Source organism: Nostoc sp. DSM 114161 (genome assembly GCF_052692665.1).
Genome location: NZ_CP195141.1, coordinates 8,635,670 through 8,656,593, shown reverse-complemented (window position 1 = coordinate 8,656,593; position 20,924 = coordinate 8,635,670). Strand labels below are relative to the sequence as shown.

General features: G+C 40.1%; 14 protein-coding genes. 5 read left to right on the top strand and 9 right to left on the bottom strand.

Annotated elements, in window-relative coordinates:
* Nucleotides 1-199 precede the first annotated feature (199 nt).
* Entirely contained in the window at nucleotides 200-1,786 is a 1,587-nt protein-coding gene (locus NSTC745_RS36120) for a glycosyltransferase family 39 protein (RefSeq protein ID WP_445635322.1), read from the top strand.
* 121 nt (nucleotides 1,787-1,907) lie between these two features.
* Here the strand turns inward: NSTC745_RS36120 and NSTC745_RS36115 are convergent, their stop codons facing one another.
* The 5 genes from NSTC745_RS36115 to NSTC745_RS36095 form a co-directional block, all read right to left on the bottom strand.
* Nucleotides 1,908-2,495: an acyltransferase gene (locus NSTC745_RS36115; RefSeq protein WP_445635321.1), complete on the bottom strand. Its 588-nt coding sequence runs from the start codon at nucleotides 2,493-2,495 to the stop codon at nucleotides 1,908-1,910.
* Nucleotides 2,496-2,703: 208 nt separating this feature from the next.
* Nucleotides 2,704-3,720: a zinc-dependent alcohol dehydrogenase family protein gene (locus tag NSTC745_RS36110; RefSeq protein WP_445635320.1), complete on the bottom strand. Its 1,017-nt coding sequence runs from the start codon at nucleotides 3,718-3,720 to the stop codon at nucleotides 2,704-2,706.
* 300 nt (nucleotides 3,721-4,020) lie between these two features.
* On the bottom strand, nucleotides 4,021-4,962 hold the full coding sequence (locus NSTC745_RS36105) for a GNAT family N-acetyltransferase (protein WP_445635319.1): 942 nt from the start codon (nucleotides 4,960-4,962) through the stop codon (nucleotides 4,021-4,023).
* A gap of 130 nt (nucleotides 4,963-5,092) precedes the next feature.
* Entirely contained in the window at nucleotides 5,093-6,115 is a 1,023-nt protein-coding gene (locus NSTC745_RS36100; RefSeq protein WP_445635318.1) for a tetratricopeptide repeat protein, read from the bottom strand.
* 552 nt (nucleotides 6,116-6,667) lie between these two features.
* A complete protein-coding gene (locus NSTC745_RS36095; RefSeq protein WP_445635317.1) occupies nucleotides 6,668-7,456 on the bottom strand; it encodes a DUF4058 family protein in 789 nt (262 codons plus the stop codon).
* Nucleotides 7,457-7,724: 268 nt separating this feature from the next.
* Between NSTC745_RS36095 and NSTC745_RS36090 the strand changes: the two genes are divergently transcribed.
* From NSTC745_RS36090 to NSTC745_RS36080, 3 genes are all read left to right on the top strand, one after another.
* Nucleotides 7,725-9,608 carry an ABC transporter ATP-binding protein gene (locus NSTC745_RS36090; protein ID WP_445635316.1) on the top strand — a complete coding sequence of 628 codons (1,884 nt, stop codon included), beginning with the start codon at nucleotides 7,725-7,727 and terminating at the stop codon, nucleotides 9,606-9,608.
* A gap of 118 nt (nucleotides 9,609-9,726) precedes the next feature.
* Nucleotides 9,727-11,151: an ATP-binding protein gene (locus NSTC745_RS36085; protein WP_445635315.1), complete on the top strand. Its 1,425-nt coding sequence runs from the start codon at nucleotides 9,727-9,729 to the stop codon at nucleotides 11,149-11,151.
* A gap of 83 nt (nucleotides 11,152-11,234) precedes the next feature.
* Entirely contained in the window at nucleotides 11,235-17,402 is a 6,168-nt protein-coding gene (locus NSTC745_RS36080) for a WD40 domain-containing protein (RefSeq protein WP_445635314.1), read from the top strand.
* A 47-nt stretch (nucleotides 17,403-17,449) separates the two neighbouring features.
* On the opposite strand, the gene purQ is transcribed toward NSTC745_RS36080, so the two are convergent.
* The gene (purQ, locus tag NSTC745_RS36075; protein ID WP_445635313.1) at nucleotides 17,450-18,127 is read right to left on the bottom strand and encodes a phosphoribosylformylglycinamidine synthase subunit PurQ; all 678 of its coding nucleotides are present in this window, start codon (nucleotides 18,125-18,127) and stop codon (nucleotides 17,450-17,452) included.
* A 167-nt stretch (nucleotides 18,128-18,294) separates the two neighbouring features.
* Nucleotides 18,295-18,573, bottom strand: coding sequence for a phosphoribosylformylglycinamidine synthase subunit PurS (purS, locus tag NSTC745_RS36070; protein WP_096537211.1), 279 nt, complete (start codon nucleotides 18,571-18,573; stop codon nucleotides 18,295-18,297).
* A gap of 145 nt (nucleotides 18,574-18,718) precedes the next feature.
* Here purS and NSTC745_RS36065 point away from each other — a divergent pair, with 145 nt between their 5' ends.
* Nucleotides 18,719-19,102, top strand: coding sequence for a Fur family transcriptional regulator (locus NSTC745_RS36065; protein WP_096537212.1), 384 nt, complete (start codon nucleotides 18,719-18,721; stop codon nucleotides 19,100-19,102).
* A gap of 122 nt (nucleotides 19,103-19,224) precedes the next feature.
* On the opposite strand, the gene NSTC745_RS36060 is transcribed toward NSTC745_RS36065, so the two are convergent.
* Nucleotides 19,225-20,235: an SPFH domain-containing protein gene (locus NSTC745_RS36060; protein ID WP_445635312.1), complete on the bottom strand. Its 1,011-nt coding sequence runs from the start codon at nucleotides 20,233-20,235 to the stop codon at nucleotides 19,225-19,227.
* A gap of 236 nt (nucleotides 20,236-20,471) precedes the next feature.
* On the bottom strand, nucleotides 20,472-20,906 hold the full coding sequence (locus tag NSTC745_RS36055; RefSeq protein WP_445635311.1) for an NfeD family protein: 435 nt from the start codon (nucleotides 20,904-20,906) through the stop codon (nucleotides 20,472-20,474).
* Between the last annotated feature and the right edge of the window lie 18 nt (nucleotides 20,907-20,924).

Sequence of the window (20,924 nt, the reverse complement as noted above, 5' to 3'; positions counted from 1 at the left end):
TGGAGCATCAAGTAGTAAACTTTTAATAAATAATGATTATTTTAAAAGTAAGACTAAGTAAAGCCTTAAGTTCGGAAAGGTATTAATTTACTCTATACAACTAATTATTTGTTCCCAAGTTGTTGTCTGGGAATGGTAAATGAGGTTTAACTTTTAGTAAAATTTTCAGTTCGTTTTTGCTTATATGATCTTTTCATTTGTGAAGATAAAGAGTTTTTCTAAAATATTTAAATTAATTACCGTTATCCTAATAATATTAGGAATCTTCTTAAGATTTGCAAATATCGATAAAAAAATTATTTGGGCAGATGAAACATTTACTCTTCTAAGGATTTATGGGCATACTAAATCTGAATTAAAGGAGGAAGTGTTTAAAAGTCAAATATTATCTTCTGAGGATTTATTAAAAAAATATCAACTTCCAGCCCCAGAGAAAAACTATTTAAATATCATCCGAGGCTTGGCACTAGAAGATCCCAAACATATGCCATTGTATTTTATAATGGTACGATTTTGGGTAGATATTTTTGGAAATACTGTAGCTGCTACAAGAAGTTTTTCTGCGGCGATCGCTTTGTTAGTATTTCCTTGTCTTTATTGGTTGTGCTTAGAATTATTTCAATCATCAAGCATAGGATTAGTAGCACTTGCAATATTATCTGTATCTCCATTTCATATTTTGTATGCACAAGAAGCGCGAATGTATAGTTTATATACATTAGTTATTCTGCTATCGAGTGCAACATTACTTAGAGCAATGAGAATTAATACTAAATTTAGCTGGAGTATTTATGCGCTAAGTTTATCATTAGGATTGTATACACATTCCTTGTTCGCTTTAGTTGCAATTGGACAAGGCATTTATGTATTTACAATTAAAGGTTTTAAACTCAACAAAACAGTTAAGCAGTATATAATTGCCACATTATTAGGAATCTTAACTTTTCTACCTTGGGGATTTTTTATTGTTACACAATTAGAAAAGGTTGAGAAAACAATAGGGTGGTCAAAGAAAATTATCCCATTATCTGATTTAATAGATGCTTGGCAAATTAACTTAAGCCGCGTCTTATTTGATATCACACCTAACTATAGTTTTCCAGACAAATTACAAAACGATCTTTGGTTTTTAGTTATTAGATTTATTTCTCTAGTTTTCTTATATGGAATTTATTTTATTTATCGTAAGACATCAAAAAAAGTTTGGTTATTCATTTTACTATTAATTGTAATTACTTCGGTATCTCAAGCACTACCAGATGTTATGTTTGGTGGTGTACGTTCAATTGTCTCCCGATATTCAATTCCTGTGTTTCTGGGTTATCATCTAGCCATTGCTTATCTATTCGCTCAAAAAGCTTTTTTTAATGATAATAGTTTCCTAGCACGAAAAATTTGGAGGTTAATACTAATTTTATTTATTTTACTAGAATTAGTTTCGTGTTATGTAATCTTTCCGAAAACAACTTGGGCAAATAAGGGCTTTAGTTATGATAATATTCCTATTGTGAATATTATCGATAAAACTTCAGATCCAATATTAATTTATCCAGAATGCGGTGGAGATAAATGCTGGGGAAGTATATTATCTATGAGTTATCTTTTGAAACCTACAGTAAAAATTCAAATATTTCCAGGAATAAATATTTCCCAAGATATTAAAAATTACAGCAATGTATTTTTTCTCAATGCTTCTGAGAGATTCCGAAATTACGTTAAAAAAGAGCAAAATTTAGAAATAGATGTAGTTTATCAAAATAATCTATCACTCTGGAAAGTAAAATAAAAATAAATTCTATCTCAAAAGATTGATAAAGGAATAATAACCATTAAAGAAAACTAAAATAAAGTTTTAGATCGCTGGAGTTTGCTTTAGCTTTTAAGCTTATATTTAGGTGTCAGCAAGGCTAGTTATTATTTTCTTGCTGAAAAGCAAGTTTTTCATAATGTTCTTTATCGCGGTATTTAATTGTTCTCATAGGCTGATTTCCAACAATTGCTAAAGGTTCTACATTAGCAGTTACAACTGTACCAGCCGCCACAATTGCACCATCTCCAATGGAAACTCCGGGAATAATTAAGACATTTCCACCAATCCAAACATTTCGACCGATAACAACAGGCTTATGAATATAAACGTTATGTTCGTATGGTAGATCGTTACTTTGATAGTCGTGATTTGCAGAGAGAATCACAACGTTAAATCCAATTGTTGTGTTGTCGCCAATTGTAATTCCACCACGTCCGTCTAATACGACATCTTGTCCGATATAGACTTTATTTCCTAGAGATACATTTTGCGGATGTTCAATTCTTAGATCTCGCTTAAATCGTAGACCTGAGCCACAAAATTTTAACTGATTCTTTAGTTGTTGATGCTTGTATCGCCTGATTTTGCTTTCTAAGTAGTCTCCCCACTGTACCAATCGAGGTACTAATTGTTGTTCAAATACTCGCTCTAGTTTATTGGTAATTTTCTCTTTTATTTGTTTCATAAAACCTCACGTGAGTTTAGTAAACCTTTGGCTTAAACCGAGGAAAGTAAAAGCACGGGGGTACTTTGGCATATATTACATATATTATGTTTCCCCAATAACAGTTTTTTATTTAACGTGAGTAGCATTTATTAATAGCATTATGCCGAGAGTCTGGCTTAGCCAGATTTCCACACAGCTATAATTAACGTTTTATACTAATTTGCTTTTATAAATTAACACTAATAACAACTTTACCGAAGTGAGCCGCACTTTTGAGATAATGATATGCTTCCCGTGCTTCAGCGAATGGGAAAACTCGATCGATAATCGGTTTGATTTGATGTTGTTGTATTGTTTGATTCATTGCCTCAAACATTTCCCGACTGCCAACATAAATTCCTTGAACTGTTAAACTTTTAAAAAGTATTGGCATTGGGTCAATTTCACTTCCTCTGTCTGACAATACACCAATCAAGCTAACACTTCCGCCAACGCGGACTGCTTGTAGTGATTTTGGTAGAGTTCCTGCACCGCCTACTTCAATTACACAATCTACACCTGTGCGATTAGTTAATTGGTAAACTTGCTTTTCCCAATCTGGTGTTGTTTTGTAATTGATTATTTCGTCAGCACCAAGCTGTTTGACTCGTGCCAACTTTTCATCGCTACTAGAAGTAGCGATCGCTCTAGCACCATGTATCTTGGCAAACTGGAGAGCAAAAATTGAAACTCCGCCAGTACCGAGTAATAAAACACTCTCACCCGCCCCAATATTCCCTTTTGTTACCAATGCGTGCCAAGCGGTGACTGCCGCACAGGGCAAAGTTGCACCTTCCGCATAGGATAGATTGTCTGGTAGAATTACTAAACCATCTTGGTGTAAAACGACATACTCCGCCAGCATTCCATCAATCGCACCTCCGAGAGCGGATTTCATTTTCTCTCTAGTTAAAGAGCCATAAATCCAGTCTTGGAAGAAAGTAGCAGCCACGCGATCGCCTACTTTCACCCGCGTCACACCTTCTCCCACCGCCACAACTTCCCCCGCACCATCAGACATGGGAATTAACGGATATTTCTGCCCAGCACCGTAGGCTCCCTCAGCTACGAGCAAATCGCGGTAATTTAAAGATGTTGCTTTGACTTGAATCACAACTTGACCGGCTGTCGGTTTTGGTTCGGGGCGATCGACTAATGCAAGGGCATCGATGCCAGCATTGCTTTGAATTTGGTAAACTTTCATAACTAATAGGGAGTGGGAGCGAAGGAACCAAAGGAAGCATGGGAAGCAACTATTGAAGGAGACAGGAAGCAGAGGAAAAGAGAAAAGGAATAAATTTAATTAGACACGATAGACTCCGCTGGGTTTTCCACCAGTATTTTAGCTATTAAGTAACAATACTAGGCATTGGTTATTGGTGCTGCATTGCGGGATGATTTTATGGATTTTCCTTTGCGTCTTTTCGCCTTTGCATGAGACATTCATCTCTAGATTCAGCAAGGGCCGTTATTTTCTATATCTCCCCATGCCTCATACCTCGTACTATCGCCAATCATCCATTGCAAAAACATCTGGGCGATTGAATCCCGCTTCGTTAGGTCTATGCATTGCAACTCCAGTGATTTCACTGTGAAAACCACGAGCCAGCATCCTGCAATAGGCTTCGTCTCGACTGGTATTAACGCCAGCTACTAAACGTGACATCCCTTGAGCTACAGTCAATGCTTCACACAAATCTAATAACTGCTCGAAACGTTGGGCTGCATTGTTCCCAGAATATACAGCACCAAATCTGACAAAGCAAGTATTACTACCGGCCTCAGTACCTGCCCCATAATGACAAACTGCAAATCCTGACAAGCCTGCGTCATCCCATAACAATACTGTATCGCCCAGTTCTTGAGTTTGAACTGTCTGAATTTCTGTTGATAAATCTAGTCCTTCATAAATAGAATTAGTGAGTTGAACAATTGTTTTGAGAGTTTCAACGCGTTCATTCTCACTCATATGTGAATATCTATTTGTTTGGGGTATTGGCTGTAATTTTTGTACTTCTTTTGCCAAAATTGCTGTCAGAAAGCGCAGACGAAAGCCAAATTTTTGATATAGTATGTGATGCTTGGGACTTTGGGCAAAAGTAAATAATCCGATGGCAGAAGTATTACATTGAGTAAGGTAGGCGATCGCAGCTTCAATCAGATGCTGACCTACTCCTTGGTTCCAAAAGTCAGGATGAACGCTCAACGGCCCAAAATAGCCAAAGCTTCCCCAATTTATTGCTAGGTTAGACCCAATTAATTTTCCGTCAATCTTAGCACCAAACACTGAACTTGGATTGGCTTTCCAGCGATGGTGTATGTAAGTAGCATCTCCGTAAAACTCGGTTGGTTCGGGCAGTCCGACAAAAGTACCAAAGGCCAACCGAAAAATGTGGTCAGCAGCAGCTAATTCATTTTCTTGGAGTAACGTAATAGAAACACTCATCTTTTTAATAACTGCCAAGATTACAGCAATTTCTAGGGAATTAAACTCATAGGATAGGGTAGCACAGCTGTGCTACCCTACATCGGCAACTTTTTGCGAGTTTGCTTCCCCTATCTGCCAATAAATAAGGCTACAGAGAATCGATGAACTGCTGTACTTTTTCTAATAGTGGCTGATGTTCGATTTTCTCAGCTAACTGTTGGGCATTTTCATAGCACAATCGTGCCATTTTTTTGCGTTTGGTTGTGGCGTAAAGGGTTCCCATATTCAGCAAAGTGGAGATTTCTCCCAGAGAATCGCCCAGTTGTTGGTAAATGATAATGGCTTGTTTGTAGAACTTCATGGCTTGGCGATGCTGGGCGAGAATATTATGGGTAAAACCAATGTTGTGAAGGGTTGTTGCAACGCCCGCTTTGTCGCCAATGGCTCGACGTGTCAAAAGAACTTGATAATAAAGCAACAGCGCTTGTTTGGGTTGTCCCAAATCGCTATAAACTGAAGCAATATTATTCAAAGTAGTTGCTTCAGCAACTAAATTCTTCACAGCCCGTTGAATTGGCAGTGCTGCTTGAAAATATTCTAGAGCTTGGTCGAACTTGCCTAAAACGTTGTAGGCAAAGCCAATGCCATTTAAAGTAGTTGCTTCGCCGGAAAAGTCACCTAGCAATCGACGCATTGTCAAAATTTGGTTTTGTAGCAACAGTGCGCGTTTGGGTTCTCCTAATCGCGTATAAATCAAAGCTACATCATTAAGAGTAGAAACTTCTCCTTGAATGTCTTGCAATTGCCTGAAGATGAGAAGCGCTCTATCGAAATACTCCAGTGCTTGGGAAAAGCGTCCAAGACGGCTGTAGGTAGAACCCAGATTGCTCAGTGCAGTTGCTTGTGCGGAAGCATTACCAATTTCAACAGCAACACTAAGGGCTTGTTGAAACCGCTCTAATGCACTTTGAGTTTGCCAGCAACCCAAATAAGCTAAACCAAGGTCGTTCAATGTGTAGCCTTCTCTAACTCGGTCTGGGATCGCTCTTGCTAGCTGTAAATTCTGAGTCACAAGATCGAGGTACTCTTGAAATTTTCCTCGTTGGTAATAATGGTTTGCTTCATCGCGGCGTTGTTCCCACTGTTTGACTGGATTTAAAGATTGCGTCATCTGACCTCAGTTGCACTCTGCGATAAATAGGCGAGATATTTCTTGGGATGGACTTCTCTTAGGTTTCCCAAATTTGAGTTAACCTATATCTTCTACCTTTAGATATAAGACGTAAAGAGAGAAGTATGGTATTGTTTCATACTTAAAAGCATACTTATGAAGCAATTCATACAAATACTACAGTGAGTATCGAACTGAGATGCCTGTAATATCAAGCCGTCTACGTAGACCGCTGGATATAATTTTCTCCAAGATATCTGTAAAGCCTATTTATTAGGGAAGACAGGAGCGAACAAGGCTTTAAGACAACAACACCAAATTAAAAATTTGGTAGCTCTCGCTATTGTGGGGTCACCAATCCCCAACTCCGGATTTCTCACCACATCTCGATTTGCTTGTCCTTGTGCAGGGGAGCAGGGGAGCAGGGGAGCAGGGGAGCAGGGGAGAGTGTACTAGTTCTTTCCCCTCTGCCCCTCTGCCCCTGTTCTCGTCAAACTTGTGAGAAATGCGGGAACTGAGGTAAAACCCCCTGCCGCCTGCCCCCTGCTTCCTTCAATAGCCTAAAGAAGATTTACCTAAGCATTTATACACCCACTCAATATCCGCATTGCTCAATGCAGGTGGAGGTGGAGGTTGGGTGTAGTCTATCGATAAATCATAACCAGCTTCGTCATAGATGGCATTCAGCGCAGCTTGTAACTCCAATACCGCATCTGAGTCGCCTTCACAAAGGGGAACGGGTATCGTCGGCAGAGTGTCTTGTAACGTCACAGGCCACACGTCCATGACTCCAGATCCAGCCCGCGTTAAGGTAATCAAGTAGGGAACATCCGGAAGACGCGGGTGGTTAAATGGTCGATTTCCTCGACGCAGCAAGTCAATTTCAATTAGATGGACGTTGGCACTATATAAACGCTGGCGTTTTTTACGGTAGTCGGTTAAACCAGGTTCGCGTTTGTTTACAGGGGAAAGAATTTCGATACAGCTTACCAGTACGTTTTTGGCTGTATCCCGAATTTCGATTGTGGGGATGCGGACTTCAATCGGTTGAATAACTGGAAGCGTTAGTGGTGCCGGGGTTGTGGCAATATTCGATGTGGCAATGGGAGGAGTTACGTCGCGGCGAAGTCTTATCTGCAATACCTCCACATCTGGATATAAAATGCCGATTTCACTTGCAGGGGAAATATCTTCTACGACATATACTTCTAAACGTGCGGCATATTTGGGACGCAGCTGTGGAGTAAGGAAGGCACGGATTTTGCTGGCAAGTGCGTTGTGTACGTCACTCCACAGGTAGCCTTCAAGATATGCGTCCATACCAGGGAACGGGGAAGGCATTCTACAACTTCGCTTGAGTGCATTTTTATTCTACAGAACTTACGCACAGTAAGGCTCTGGCATTTAACATGGTACATGTTTTTGTGTTGGCTGTTGAGATTGACCGTTAGCAGTCAAGGAACATCCGTGAGAGGCAAATCTGGATACTTGACGATCGCAAAATGTAAACCAGTGAAAACAGATAATATTGTATAGTGTTTGACTGTGCGATCGAACTAACAAGTATTAAAAGTGTCTTTTTAGGAAACATGAATATAATGCTCTTATTATGAGCATCTACCAATCTCTCAAAAAAAAATCATACACACAACACGGTCGCGGTGAAAATGACTGGCGCTTGTTTCTGCGTTTAGTGCCTTATGCCCGTCGCTATGGCGGACTGTTGGCACTTTCGATGTTCTTACTCGTGCCGATCGCCATTGCTAATGCCATACAACCGCTGTTAATTGGACAAATTATTTCCTTAATTCGCAAGGAACCGAGTACTTACGAATTCTTGAGGAATCGCCCGTTCCCGCAAGCGTTAAATATTTTAGAAGGGTTGTTACTGGTTGCCATCGCCATCCGATTAGTGTTTACAGGCTATCAGGGCTATCTCGTACAAAAATTAGGGCAACAAATCACCACAGCAATTCGCCAAGACTTATTCCAACATGTAACATCTCTAGCGGTACGTTTTTTTGACAGGACGCCCGTAGGTAAATTAATTACCAGAATTACCAGTGATGTAGAAGTATTAGGCGATGTCTTTTCTACTGGGGCGATCGGTATTGTTTCCGATTTGTTCTCCATGCTGGTGGTTATAGCTTTAATGCTTTCTCTTCAATGGGAACTTGCTTGCTTATTACTATTGATGCTGTTACCAATTACGTGGGTGACAATTTACTTACAGAAACAGTATCGCAAAGCCAATTACAAAGGGCGGGAAGAACTTTCTATACTCAATTCACAACTACAAGAGAATGTAGTTGGTATTAACGTAGTGCAGTTGTTCCGCAGAGAAAAATTTAATGCCGAATTATTTCGTGCTACCAACAGCCGCTACACTCAGCAAGTAGACAAAACTATCTTTTACGATTCAGCTGTTTCCGCCACTTTAGAATGGATTGGACTGGTGGCGATCGCAGGTGTTTTATGGTTGGGTGGTTTGATGCTTTTAAATAAAGAGTTGACTTTTGGTACTTTGTCAGCATTTATTTTATATGCCCAACGATTATTCGACCCGTTAAGAAACTTTGCCGAAAAATTTACCGTAATTCAAGCTGGTTTTACTGCCATTGAACGCGTCAGCGATATATTAGATGAACCGATAGAAATCCGCGATCGGGCGAATGTACGTTACTCAATTCTGGATGCTAAATTCGGTTACATAGACGAGATAGTTGCAAATTTAGAATCTCCCGATCTCGAATCGCCGCCGGAACTGGGAGAAATTCGTTTTGAACACGTTTGGTTTGCTTATAAAAACGATGATTATGTCATTAAAGATTTAGATTTCACCATTCATCCTGGTGAAAAAGTCGCATTAGTCGGCCCCACAGGCGCGGGTAAAACTTCTATCATTCGGCTTTTGTGCCGTCTTTACGAACCAACCCAAGGACGCATTCTCATTGATGGTATAGATATTAAAGAAGTACCACAAGCAGAACTGCGGCGTTACATGGCAGTAATTTTACAAGATGGTTTTGTGTTTGCTGGCGATGTTAAAAGCAATATTTCTTTAGGGGATGGTTATACAATTGAACAGATTCAGCAAGCAGCTGAAAAAACCAACATTGCCCAGTTTATAGAAGATTTACCCGATAGCTATGATACTCAACTTCGAGAAAGAGGCACAAATATTTCTAGCGGACAAAAGCAGCTTTTAGCTTTTGCTCGTGCTGCCATTCGCGATCCGCAAATTTTAGTATTAGATGAAGCCACCGCTAGTTTAGATGTTGGCACAGAAGCTTTAATTCAAGAAGCATTAGACCAGCTTTTGTTCAGACGCACCGCGATTATTATCGCTCACCGTTTGTCTACAATTCGCAATGTAGACCGGATTTTTGTTTTGAAGCGCGGTGAATTAATCGAACAAGGAAGTCACGAACAATTACTACAACAAGGTGGACTTTATGCCACTTTACATAACTTGCAGATGTTGGGAACTTAGGCGAGGATACCAAAAAACTAATATCTACTCAAAAAATTACTTAAATTTTGCGGAGTTTGCGGAATAAGGAACAAGGTTTGTGGTGAAAATAAAGAAAAGCCTTGTTGCGGGGTAGTTAATGAAACTAGATTTACAGAAATTTTACCAGGCGTGTAACCCTAGTAAAACCTTGGCTGTGGAAAATGCCGAGGATCGAAAATACTATATTGACTTTTCCTCAGTGCGGGGTGGCAGGATTATTGAAGAGTTAAGGGAAAATATCACATTTTTTTCACCTGATAAGCCTACCTGCGAACTATTTTCGGGACACATTGGCTGCGGTAAGTCTACAGAATTGCTCAGACTCAAAGCCGAATTAGAGCAAGCAGATTTTCATGTGGTATATTTTGAGTCTAGCCAAGACCTGGAAATGGGCGATGTTGATATCAGTGATATTTTACTTAGCGTAGCTCGTCGAGTCAGTGAAAGTCTCGATAGCTGGGAGAAATTGGAAATTCCGGAACCCCAAGGCCTGAAGAAAATACTCCAAGGAGCCGCTAAACTGTTGATGACAGAAGTTGAAGTTTCTGGGGAGGCCTCAATTCCTGGCATTGGTAAAGTTTCTGCTAGCACTGATGGTAAATTTGCTGCCGAAGCTAAAATTCCAGGTTTCGGGGAATTGAAAGCTAGTGAGAAAGAAGGAGTCTCACTGGTGGCGTTGGGTATTGGCAAAGTTACAGCCAAAGCGAAAAATAGTCCCGAACTTCGCAGCAAGTTAAGAGAATATTTAGGGCCGCGGACAAAAAGTATTATTGATGTAATTAACGAAGAACTCCTAGAACCTGCCATTGTTAAATTGAAGGAACGCGGCAAAAAAGGACTAGTGGTAATAGTCGATAATCTCGATCGCGTTGAAACTACTACCAAGTCTTGGGGACGACCCCAGCCTGAATATTTATTTGTAGACAGGGGAGAACAATTAACTCAACTCAAGTGCCATGTTGTTTACACCATGCCTTTAGAATTGATGTTTTCCAATGACCTGAGTCGGTTGACGCAGCGATTTATGGTATATCCAAAAGTGTTACCGATGGTGCCAGTGCAATTACGCGATGGTAGTGAATGCGCTGAAGGTATGGTACTCTTGGCACAGATGATACTAGCTAGAGCTTATCCTGATTTTCAGCCAGAAGAACGCCTCCCCTGGATTACTGAGATTTTTGATACTCCAGAAACGTTAGAAAGACTCTGCCGAATTAGCGGCGGTCATGTTCGGGAATTACTCAGACTGCTAAATGATTGGATCAAAAAAGAAAGAAAATTACCTTTATCGCGTGGGGGGTTGGAAACTGTAATTAGAGCCTACCGCAATCAAATGACCTTAGCAATCACAGATGATGAATGGGATTTGTTGCGCCAAGTACAACAGCGCAAATGGGTAAGCGGCGATGAAGGATACCGAATTTTAGTACACAGTCGATTCGTCTATGAATACCGAGACAGTGACGGGTCTTGGTTTGAAATTAATCCGCTTTTGGCAGAAACAACCGAGTTAAAGTGTTGAGTTAGCCATTAGTTATTGGTTATTAATTATCTTGCCTTGCCTCTGCTCCTCCATTCCCCATCTCCCCATCCATAGACCTAGCCATGAATGAGCCACAATCGATCGCAATTGATAATGAAAATTCTTTACAAGAATTATTATGGGCGCTCGCTACTTCTCAAAAAGAATTTTCGCTGATTTTGGCGCTTTGTAATGCAGCTAGTTTGCGAAGGCGTTTGATGCAAAGTCTACAAGCATCAAGTGATTTAGAAATTCGCGAGATAGTTTTGGATAAGTCGATTAAAACTTTTTTCCAAACTATTCATAACTTACTCGGTTCGGAACATCCGCAAACGCTGGTAGTGTCTGGTTTAGAATCAGTGACTCAGCTAGAACAAGTCCTCAGTGGTGCTAATCAGGTGAGGGAGGAGTTTAGAAAAAATTTTCACTTTCCGTTAGTCTTGTGGGTAACGGATGATGTGCTACACAAACTCATGCGGTTAGCACCAGATTTACACAGTTGGAGTACAACTGTGGAATTTGCGATCGCCACTGACGATTTAATTGATTTTATCGAACAAACTGCTGATGATGTCTTTGAAAAAATCTTAGAGGCTGGTGCAGGTAGATATCTCGATAGTACGGCGCTGAATTTACAAGTTGGCTCTCCACGTCGGGTTGAATTGGAGTCAGCATGGCACGATTTACAAAATCGTCGTTTGAATTTAAATCCTGAACTAGAAGCAAGTTTGGAATTTATGCTCGGTCGAGCAAATTCTAATTCATTGGAATTGTCAAGGCAATATTACGAACGGAGTTTAGCACTTTTTGTCCACGATTCTCCATCACCCCGCTTTTTAGAACGACGCGGGTGTTTACTCTACTCTCTTGGACTTTGGTGGCGTACCTACGCATTATTAAATTACCCAGAAAAAGACCTTGCCATTGGTTTTGCTAAAGATTATTTTCAGGAATGTATTGAGGTATTTGAACAAGCTAACCGCGAAGATTTGGTAGCAAAATTTATTAATGCTTTGGGTTCTGTATTACAAAGTTTGCAACAGTGGGAAGAGTTGGAAGCCGTTGCTAACAAAGCAATTGCGCTGCATCAAACTTATCCCAATCAGTTTAAATTAGCCAGAGCTTATAGCTATCTAGCTGAGGTGCTAATCGCTAAATCAGCTTGGAACGAGGCAAAGCAAACAGCCGAAGAAGCACTTTCTTTGCTGGATAACGTGCAAATAGATATGTCTTTGCCAATCTCGGAAGAGATGAAAGCAGATTTAGACTGGGAAAGATCGTATCATCGGGGTTGGTATTTGTTTGCATTGGCGCGATCACAATCTGCACTCAATCAACCAGAAGCCGCACTGCAAACCTTAGAAACTGCGAGAACAGAAACCAAAGTTCAATACGATCCAGAACTTTACATTCAAATTTTGGCAGAATTACGAACCAAGTACTTTCAAAAAGGTGAATATCGGACTGCATTTCATCTTAAACAAGAAGGGCGATCGCTCGAACAACAATATCGTTTTCGTGCTTTCATTGGTGCGGGTAGATTACAAGCTCAACAAATCATAAATAACCCCGCTCTGCCATCCGTTGAACAACAAGCAACAGTAGCCACAGAAATTGCAGCTTCTGGAAGGCAACAAGATATTAATCGCCTCATCGAGCGTATGGCTCAACATGACCGCAAACTAACAATTATTCATGGACAATCAGGCGTTGGTAAAAGTTCAATTTTACAAGCTGGATTAATTCCGGCATTAAAACAAAGATCCATTGGCATTCGTGATGTCTTACCTGTTTTACAACAAGTTTATCCAGATTGGATTATTGAATTAGGTAATCGTTTACGAGATGCTCTTGCTGACTTACCGCGCATCCCCTATGAAGGCAGAAGCTATGAATACTCACCTATTCAAACAGGAGATATAGAAGCACAAAAGTGTATCCTCAACCAATTAGAAAAACATGATAATTATAATCTGCTGACAGTTCTAATATTCGATCAATTTGAAGAATTTTTCTTTATTTACAAAGATCCAAGCAGTAGACGCAAATTTTATGAGTTTTTACGTGAATGTTTAGATATTCCTTATGTAAAGGTAATCTTGTCTTTGCGAGAAGATTACTTACATTATTTATTGGAATGCAATAATCGCCTTGCCAGCTTTGATGTAATTAATAATAATATTTTAGACAAAGATATTCTTTACTACTTAGACAACTTCTCATTAGAAGATGCCAAATTAATCATTCAAAACTTAACTCAAAACAGCCAGTTAGTTTTAGAAACACTATTAATTGATGAATTAGTCAAGGATTTAGCTAGAGACTTAGGTGAAGTACGCCCCATTGAATTGCAAGTTGTGGGAGCGCAACTACAAACAGAAAAAATAACCAAGCTAGAACAGTATCAACAACATGGCCTGAAAGAAAACTTTGTAGGGCGATTTTTAGAAGAAATTGTTAAAGACTGTGGAGCTGATAATGAACAGATAGCCAAACTAGTTTTATATCTGCTCACAGATGAAAATAATACCCGTCCATTAAAAACTCGTGCCGATTTGGAATTAGAGTTAGATATAAAAACTGAAAAACTCGACTTAGTTTTAGAAATATTAGTGAAATCAGGTTTAGTGTTAAGAGTGCCAGCATCACCAGCTGACCGCTATCAATTAGTACATGATTATTTAGTACCATTTGTCCGCCAACAACAATCAGCTAGATTAATTGCTGAGTTGGAAAAAGAGAGAGAACAACGAAAGCTCACAGAAGCAAAACTCAATGAAGTTCTCAAACAACAACTTTTAGAAACACGCCAGGGATTGCTTTGGAAAGTAACACTAGGAACCATATCTGGAGCATTAGCAATATTCTTGCCTGTGGTGTTAGTAAGCCAGAACAATACCCAACTCACATCTATGAGTACAGAAGTAAAAGGATTACTGAAATCAAATCAAGATTTAGAGGCGCTGGTCAAAAGTATCAAAGCAGGTAAACAACTGCAACAGTGGTGGTCACTTGGAGTAAAACCTGAAACCGAAATCCAAGTAAAGGCTGCATTGCAAGATGTAGTTTATACCATAAAAGAGCGTAACACCTTAGAAGGACATAGTGATACTGTGACCAGTGTTAGTTTTAGTCCTGACGGGAAGATGGTTGTTTCTGGTAGTGCAGATGGCGTAGTAATTATTTGGAATCGGAATGGCAAAAAAATCAAAGATTTTAAAGCCCACGAAAAGAAAATTACTAGTCTGGGCTTCAGCCCCAACAGCCAAAGTATACTTTCTGCGAGTGAAGATAAAACTCTGAAATTGTGGAGTTTAGAAGGAAAGGAAATTGCCAACTTCAAAGGGCATAAAGAGGAAATTACTTGTTTTAGTTTCAGCCCTGATGGACAGAAAGTGATTTCTGGTAGCCAGGACAAAACTTTAAAAATTTGGAAATTGGATGGTACAGAAATCAAGACCTTCAGGGGACATAAGCAGAGCATTAAAAGTGTTACCTTCAGCCCCAATGGTCAGACAATTGCTTCTATTTCTATAGGCAAAATTATGAAATTATGGAGTCTGGATGGTAAAGAAACAAAAACCTTAAATGATGCAGGTGATAGTGTCAATTTTAGCCCTGATGGTCAAACTATTGTTGGACAAGACAATGGGAACATTATACTCAGGCGTTCTGACGCCTCTTTTATCAAACTCTTTTATACCTCCTCTAGTGATAAACAAAGTCTAGTTTTTAGTGGTGATGGTAAGACTATTTACTTGCCTAGCTTCTATTACGACGATCTACTAAACAAATCAAACATTGTACAAACATCAATTTTACAGGTTAATACCGGAAAAACACTTAATTTTGAGTTTGCAGGACATAGAAATAAAATCACTAGTGTTACGATCAGCCCAGATGGTAAGACTATCGCTTCTGGAAGTGAGGATAAAACTGTAAAACTCTGGAACTTGGAAAGTAGAAATTTCCAATTACTTTATAATAAAGGTTCGACAGTTATAAATAAAGTTATTTTCAATCACAATGGTCAGATATTTACCTCTATTGATACTAACAATGAACTAAAAATTTGGCAACGTAATGGTACTTTAAAAACAACCTTGCCAGGAAATAATTTAGATACTTTTTTTAGTAAAAATAGCTATAAATTGTTTTCTGCAAGTCAGTTTAATAAATTACAGTTATGGCAGCAAGATGGTACTTTTATCAACAATTATCAAGGTGAATTTATTGATAATAGTTTTAGTCCAGATAAAAGAACAATTGCTCTCGTAAGAAATGATAATACTGTAGAATTATTCTCAATTGATAGCAAGATAACTAAAATTCTCAAAGGTCACAGGGACAAAGTATTTCAGATTATTTTTAGCCCCAATGGAGAAACTCTTGCTACAGCTAGTGAAGATAAAACTGTCAAACTCTGGCGACAAGACGGAACGCCTATTGCCAGCCTGAATAATTTGAACAAAGTATCTCAAATTAATTTCAGCCCAGATGGAAAAATTGTAGTTACAGCTAGTGAAGATAAAAGTATTAAACTCTGGCGAAGTGATGGGACACTTATTACCAGCTTGATTGGCGATATCATAAATATTGGTTTCAGTCATAATAGCGAAACTTTGGCTATTTGGGACAACGATAACACTATAAAATTTTTGCGTAAAGACGGTAAATTAATTAAGAATCTGAAATCAGATCAGGAAATGTCAGTCAATTTCATTCCTGATGGCGAAATAATAGTTATTCAAAATCGAGTGCAAAATAATGCTCACAACGGAGTAGAACTATGGAGCATGGATGGCTCTTTCCTAGCAAAGCTTCAGAACAAGGAGAACAGCCGCTATATTAGAGAATTTAGTTTTATACCTGATAGTCAGATAATGTTTGGTTACAATGACCGTGGCAAACTATATTTTTGGAAGCGCGATGGCTCTATTATCTCAAGTTTTGATAAACGTGTAGTTAGTTTGAGTCCAGATTATCAGACTTTAGTTACTGTTGAAGGTGATGATAAGGTAAAGCTTTGGAAGCGTAATGGAACAGCAATTAGAACTATTCAACTCAAAAATCAGAAGACAAACCTAATTGATATTTATTCATCAAATACCCCAGATATCAAATTTAGCCCAGATGGACAAATATTAGTTATATACAGAGATTCTAGTACAGTAGAAATGTGGCGGATAGACGGTACTTTTCTCAAAAGTTTCGAGTGTGTTGCCGATAAAAATATTGACCAACTTGGGAATGATACTTTCTGCAAAGAGCAACCCATGTTTAGTTTTAGGTCAGATAGTAAAACTTTAGCTATCCGCACTAATAAGAATGAAGTGCAGTTCTGGGCAATTAATAGTAATGGTAAGACAAAAGTAAAATTGTTGAAGACTATTAAGGGACAAACTAACCGGATTGAACGCATAGAGTATATTCCAAATAGCAATAAAATAGCAATTATAGGTAGTGATGATGTAGTAAAAATCTGGCAGCTTCCTGAACAATCAGGCAAAGAAGCTCAATTATTAAAGATTTTGCCAGGGCATAAAAATTTCATAAATAATTTGAGTATTAGCTCTAAAAGTGGGTTACTTGCTTCAGCAAGCGATGATAACACTGTAAAACTTTGGCGGGGTGATGGTACTCTGTTTTATAATTTCGCTGGACATAAAAAAAAGGTCAACAGTATTAGTTTTAGTCCAGAAGGCCAACTGATTGCCTCAGCAAGCGATGACAAAAGCGTTAAAGTCTGGCAACTTGATGGCAAGGTAATTAAATCTTTTGAGGAGCATGGTAACAAAGTCACGAGCGTGAGTTTCAGCCCAGATGGTAAAACTATTGTCTCAGCCAGTCAAGATAATACGATAAAACTCTGGAGTATAGATAGCAAAGACAGTAAAAGTTCAGTAACTTTAAACGGTGAAGAACCTATTAACAGTGTGAGTTTCAGCCCAGACGGTAAAATGATTGCCTCAGCTGGTGTAACAAAAGTCAAACTGTGGAGCATTGATGGTACTTTACTAACAACTTATGATCGCTTTGGTAACATTGATGCCAGTTTCGCTGCCTTCGCTACCACTAATGTCACTTTTAGCCCAGATGGTAAAAGTATTGCATCCGGCGGTGACGAAATTTCCGTATGGGATTTTGACTTAAATCAACTTCTCAAACGCGGTTGTGAGATAGCGCGTGATTATCTTGAGAATAACCCGAAGGCAGAAAGCGATCGCCATATCTGTGACGACATCAAGTAAAACAGCAACTCCAGCACCTAACGACTGAAGTTGCCGCACTTTCACATTTAAACCAACGCCGCCACCTTCTCTAACAATCCTTGAAACAACCGTAAGCCATCGCTATTGCCCAACATCGCATCAGACGCCCTTTCTGGGTGGGGCATCATGCCCAAGACATTGCCGCGGCGATCGCAAATCCCCGCAATGTTGTTTAATGAACCATTGGGGTTATCTCCTGCATAGCGGAACAAGACTTGTCCGTTATCTTCAATTGCTGCCAGAGTCGCTGCATCTGCATAGAATCTTCCTTCGCCGTGGGCAATTGGCAAAGTGATAATTTCATCATCTTTATAAACTTGTGTCCAAGGGAGATTGTTACGCTCAACTTTTATCGAAACGCGATCGCAGATAAAATGCAAATCTCGATTTTTGGTCAACACTCCTGGCAACAAACCAGCTTCAGTTAATACCTGAAAACCATTACAAATACCGAGGACAAACTTACCCTTTTGGGCGTGTTCGATAACCTGCTGCATCACAGGTGAAAATCGGGCGATGGCGCCACAGCGAAGATAATCGCCGTAACTAAAGCCACCTGGTATAACAATCACATCCAAATCGGCAATGTCCGTGTCTTGATGCCAAACCATGCGAGTTGGTTGCCCCAACAAATCTCTGGTGACATAAGCGACATCGCGATCGCAATTAGAACCGGGAAAAACAACAACACCGAATTTTGTCATTTGTCATTTGTCAATGGGAAAGGAGAAAGGGGAAAGGGGAAAGGGGAAAGGGGAAGGGGGAAAGGGGAAGGGGGAAAGGGGAAGGGGGAAGGCATTGATTTTTAATTGTTCTCCTCTGCTCCCCTGCCCCTCTGCTCCTCTGCTCCCCAGTTCCTCACTCCCTATCCCTAAAACACTCCCGTCTGTGATTCAACTTCAATCAACTCAAAGCGATAATTTTCAATTACCGGATTTGCTAGCATTTGGTCGCAGATGTTATTGAGGTCTTGACGCGCTTTTTTCTCATCGGGGGAGACGATGAGTAGTTCAATGTACTTACCAATCCTTACTTGTTCAACGTTAGCGTATCCCATTTGCTGAAGACCGGATTGTACAGCTACACCAGCAGGGTCTAAGACAGAAGGACGAAGTGTCACATGAATTTTGGCTAGATACTTCCTTTGCACGGCTTTTTGCTGAATGCTGCGATCGCTATACTATAACTTTCTGTTCCAACTGAGTGAAAATAAGATTACGAAGCAGTTAGAGTTAGTTTATTAATTATTCATTCCAACAGCTTCAAATTCCAGTGGCATATTTAAATAATTGTCTATGACAGTCATACGCACCCGCAGTCAAGACCGTATTTTGAACCTGCTAAAAACTATCAAAAAAGGCATTTCTGCCCAGGATATTTATGTAGAACTACGCAACAGCAATCAAGGTATGGGTTTAGCGACGGTTTACCGTTCCCTAGAAGCCTTAAAGCTAGAAGGGATGGTACAAATGCGGAATTTAGCTAACGGTGAAGCCCTTTACAGCCTAACGCAGCAAGACAAACACCACCTTACTTGCTTACAATGCGGCACCTCTATTCAAATTAATCAATGCCCAGTCCATAACCTAGAAGACCAGTTAGAAACCAACCATAAATTTAAAATTTTTTACCACACCCTGGAGTTTTTTGGCTTGTGTAGCCAGTGTCAAAGTTTGTAAGGGGCATGTGAAGAGGCAGGGTAAAAGGTTAAAGGGAAAAGGGAAAAGGAATAAATTTAATCTTTCCCTTTTTCCCCTTACCCCTTTCCCTTTCCCCATGTCCCCTTCCGCCTACCCTCTCCTCACCCAACCCGATTATTATTCCCTGTTGATATTTCCCCAGTAAACAAGGGGTTGGAATTTCCATTAGTAGCGTCGGCAACAATGGAACGCATTCCTTCTAGAGTGGCAGGAATATTGCGCGGGTCCATAAACATTACCTTGCTGCTTTCGCTGCTGCCAATCTTTGTACCCATTTCTAAATAATTTTGAGCGAGTAAGAATTGCAACGCTTGTTGTGCGTTTGCTTCAGATTTGAGAGTATTGGTAATAATTTGCAGTGCTTCTGCGGTTGCTTGGGCTTTGAGAACTTGTTGCTGACGTTCCGCTTGCGCTTGCAAAACAATGGTTTTTTGTTGCGCTTCTGCTTGCAGAATTGTCGCTTTTTGACGAGCTTCCGCATCTAGGACTTGTGCCTCAGCTTTACCTCTAGCACTATTAATAGCAGCTTCTCGTTCGCCCTCAGAATTGAGAATTGCTGCCCGTCGGCGTCGTTCTGCTGACATTTGCAATTCCATTGATTCTTGGACTGCTTGGGAAGGAATAATATCGCGCAGTTCTACCCGCGTTACCTTTACACCCCAAGGATCGGTAGCAATGTCTAAATCTCTTAACAAGAGTTCATTGATTTGGGTACGGGCAGTAAAAGTTTGATCTAACTCTAGCTGTCCCATTTCCGAGCGAATTTGAGTCAGCACCAAATTCACCATCGCCGACTGGAGATTTTCTACCTTATACCAGGCTTTTTCCATATCCACGATGCGCCAATAAACCACCGCATCTACTTCAATGCTCACGTTGTCGCGGGTGATGCATTTTTGGGGAGGAATATCTAAAACTTTTTCGCGGATGGTTTCTTTGTAAACAACTTTATCTAGAAAAGGAATGACAAAACTCAAACCTGGTTCTAGCTTTTTGTTATAACTACCCAATCTTTCCACCAAAGCTTCATTACCTTGATTGACAACTTTCACAGACCCCGCTACAGCAGAACCACCAAGGGCTAAAAAGACTAGTAAAAATAACTGTTCCATTTTAATCTCCTGATTTTTTTAATTAAATATCTATCACTAGAAAGGGGAAATATCGGGGAATGGGGATGAGGCAGGGGGGCAGGGGGCAGGGGGCAGGGGAGGTAGGGGGGCAGGGGAGATGGGGAGATGGGGAGATGGGGAGGTGGGGAGATGGAGAAAACTGGCATCAAGTCTTTCCCCTTGTCCCCTTGTCCTCTTCCCATGCCCAATGCCCCATCCCCAATGCCCACTCTTGATTACGAATGCAGCAAATTTTCCGGTATCACAATCAAAGTTGTGCCTTCTCTTCTGACTACATAAACTCTTTGATGGGGCGCTATGCTGAATTTGTCATCGTCACATCGTGCTTGCCAAGAGTTTCCCTCGTACAGGACTCGCCCTGCTTTACCAGGTGGAATTTCTGTTAGAGTTTCAGCTATAACTGCATCTTGAATTTTTGACTTGCGCCGTCGCGGTTGCAAAAAGCGGCGGGAAAGCAGAATTAATGTTGTAGAAAGTAACAGCCAAACTACAATTTGCAACCATACACTTGTTAAACCGACTCCAGACAGCAGCGCTACGATAAAAGCGCTAGTTCCCATCATGAAGGCAACGAACGCTGATGGTAAGAACAGTTCGGTTAAACATAGAACTGCTCCTGCAAGAAGCCAAATTAAAGTAAAACTTGGCATAGCGCTATCCTAAGACTC

What these genes read in the sequence shown, in the direction of transcription:
- NSTC745_RS36085 (WP_445635315.1), top strand. Translation starts at nt 9,727, where the DNA reads ATGAAACTAGATTTACAGAAATTTTACCAGGCGTGTAACCCTAGTAAA.
- NSTC745_RS36060 (WP_445635312.1), bottom strand. Translation starts at nt 20,235, where the DNA reads ATGGAACAGTTATTTTTACTAGTCTTTTTAGCCCTTGGTGGTTCTGCT.
- NSTC745_RS36110 (WP_445635320.1), bottom strand. Translation starts at nt 3,720, where the DNA reads ATGAAAGTTTACCAAATTCAAAGCAATGCTGGCATCGATGCCCTTGCA.
- NSTC745_RS36080 (WP_445635314.1), top strand. Translation starts at nt 11,235, where the DNA reads ATGAATGAGCCACAATCGATCGCAATTGATAATGAAAATTCTTTACAA.
- NSTC745_RS36065 (WP_096537212.1), top strand. Translation starts at nt 18,719, where the DNA reads ATGACAGTCATACGCACCCGCAGTCAAGACCGTATTTTGAACCTGCTA.
- NSTC745_RS36090 (WP_445635316.1), top strand. Translation starts at nt 7,725, where the DNA reads ATGAGCATCTACCAATCTCTCAAAAAAAAATCATACACACAACACGGT.
- purQ (WP_445635313.1), bottom strand. Translation starts at nt 18,127, where the DNA reads ATGACAAAATTCGGTGTTGTTGTTTTTCCCGGTTCTAATTGCGATCGC.
- NSTC745_RS36115 (WP_445635321.1), bottom strand. Translation starts at nt 2,495, where the DNA reads ATGAAACAAATAAAAGAGAAAATTACCAATAAACTAGAGCGAGTATTT.
- NSTC745_RS36055 (WP_445635311.1), bottom strand. Translation starts at nt 20,906, where the DNA reads ATGCCAAGTTTTACTTTAATTTGGCTTCTTGCAGGAGCAGTTCTATGT.
- NSTC745_RS36095 (WP_445635317.1), bottom strand. Translation starts at nt 7,456, where the DNA reads ATGCCTTCCCCGTTCCCTGGTATGGACGCATATCTTGAAGGCTACCTG.
- NSTC745_RS36105 (WP_445635319.1), bottom strand. Translation starts at nt 4,962, where the DNA reads ATGAGTGTTTCTATTACGTTACTCCAAGAAAATGAATTAGCTGCTGCT.
- NSTC745_RS36100 (WP_445635318.1), bottom strand. Translation starts at nt 6,115, where the DNA reads ATGACGCAATCTTTAAATCCAGTCAAACAGTGGGAACAACGCCGCGAT.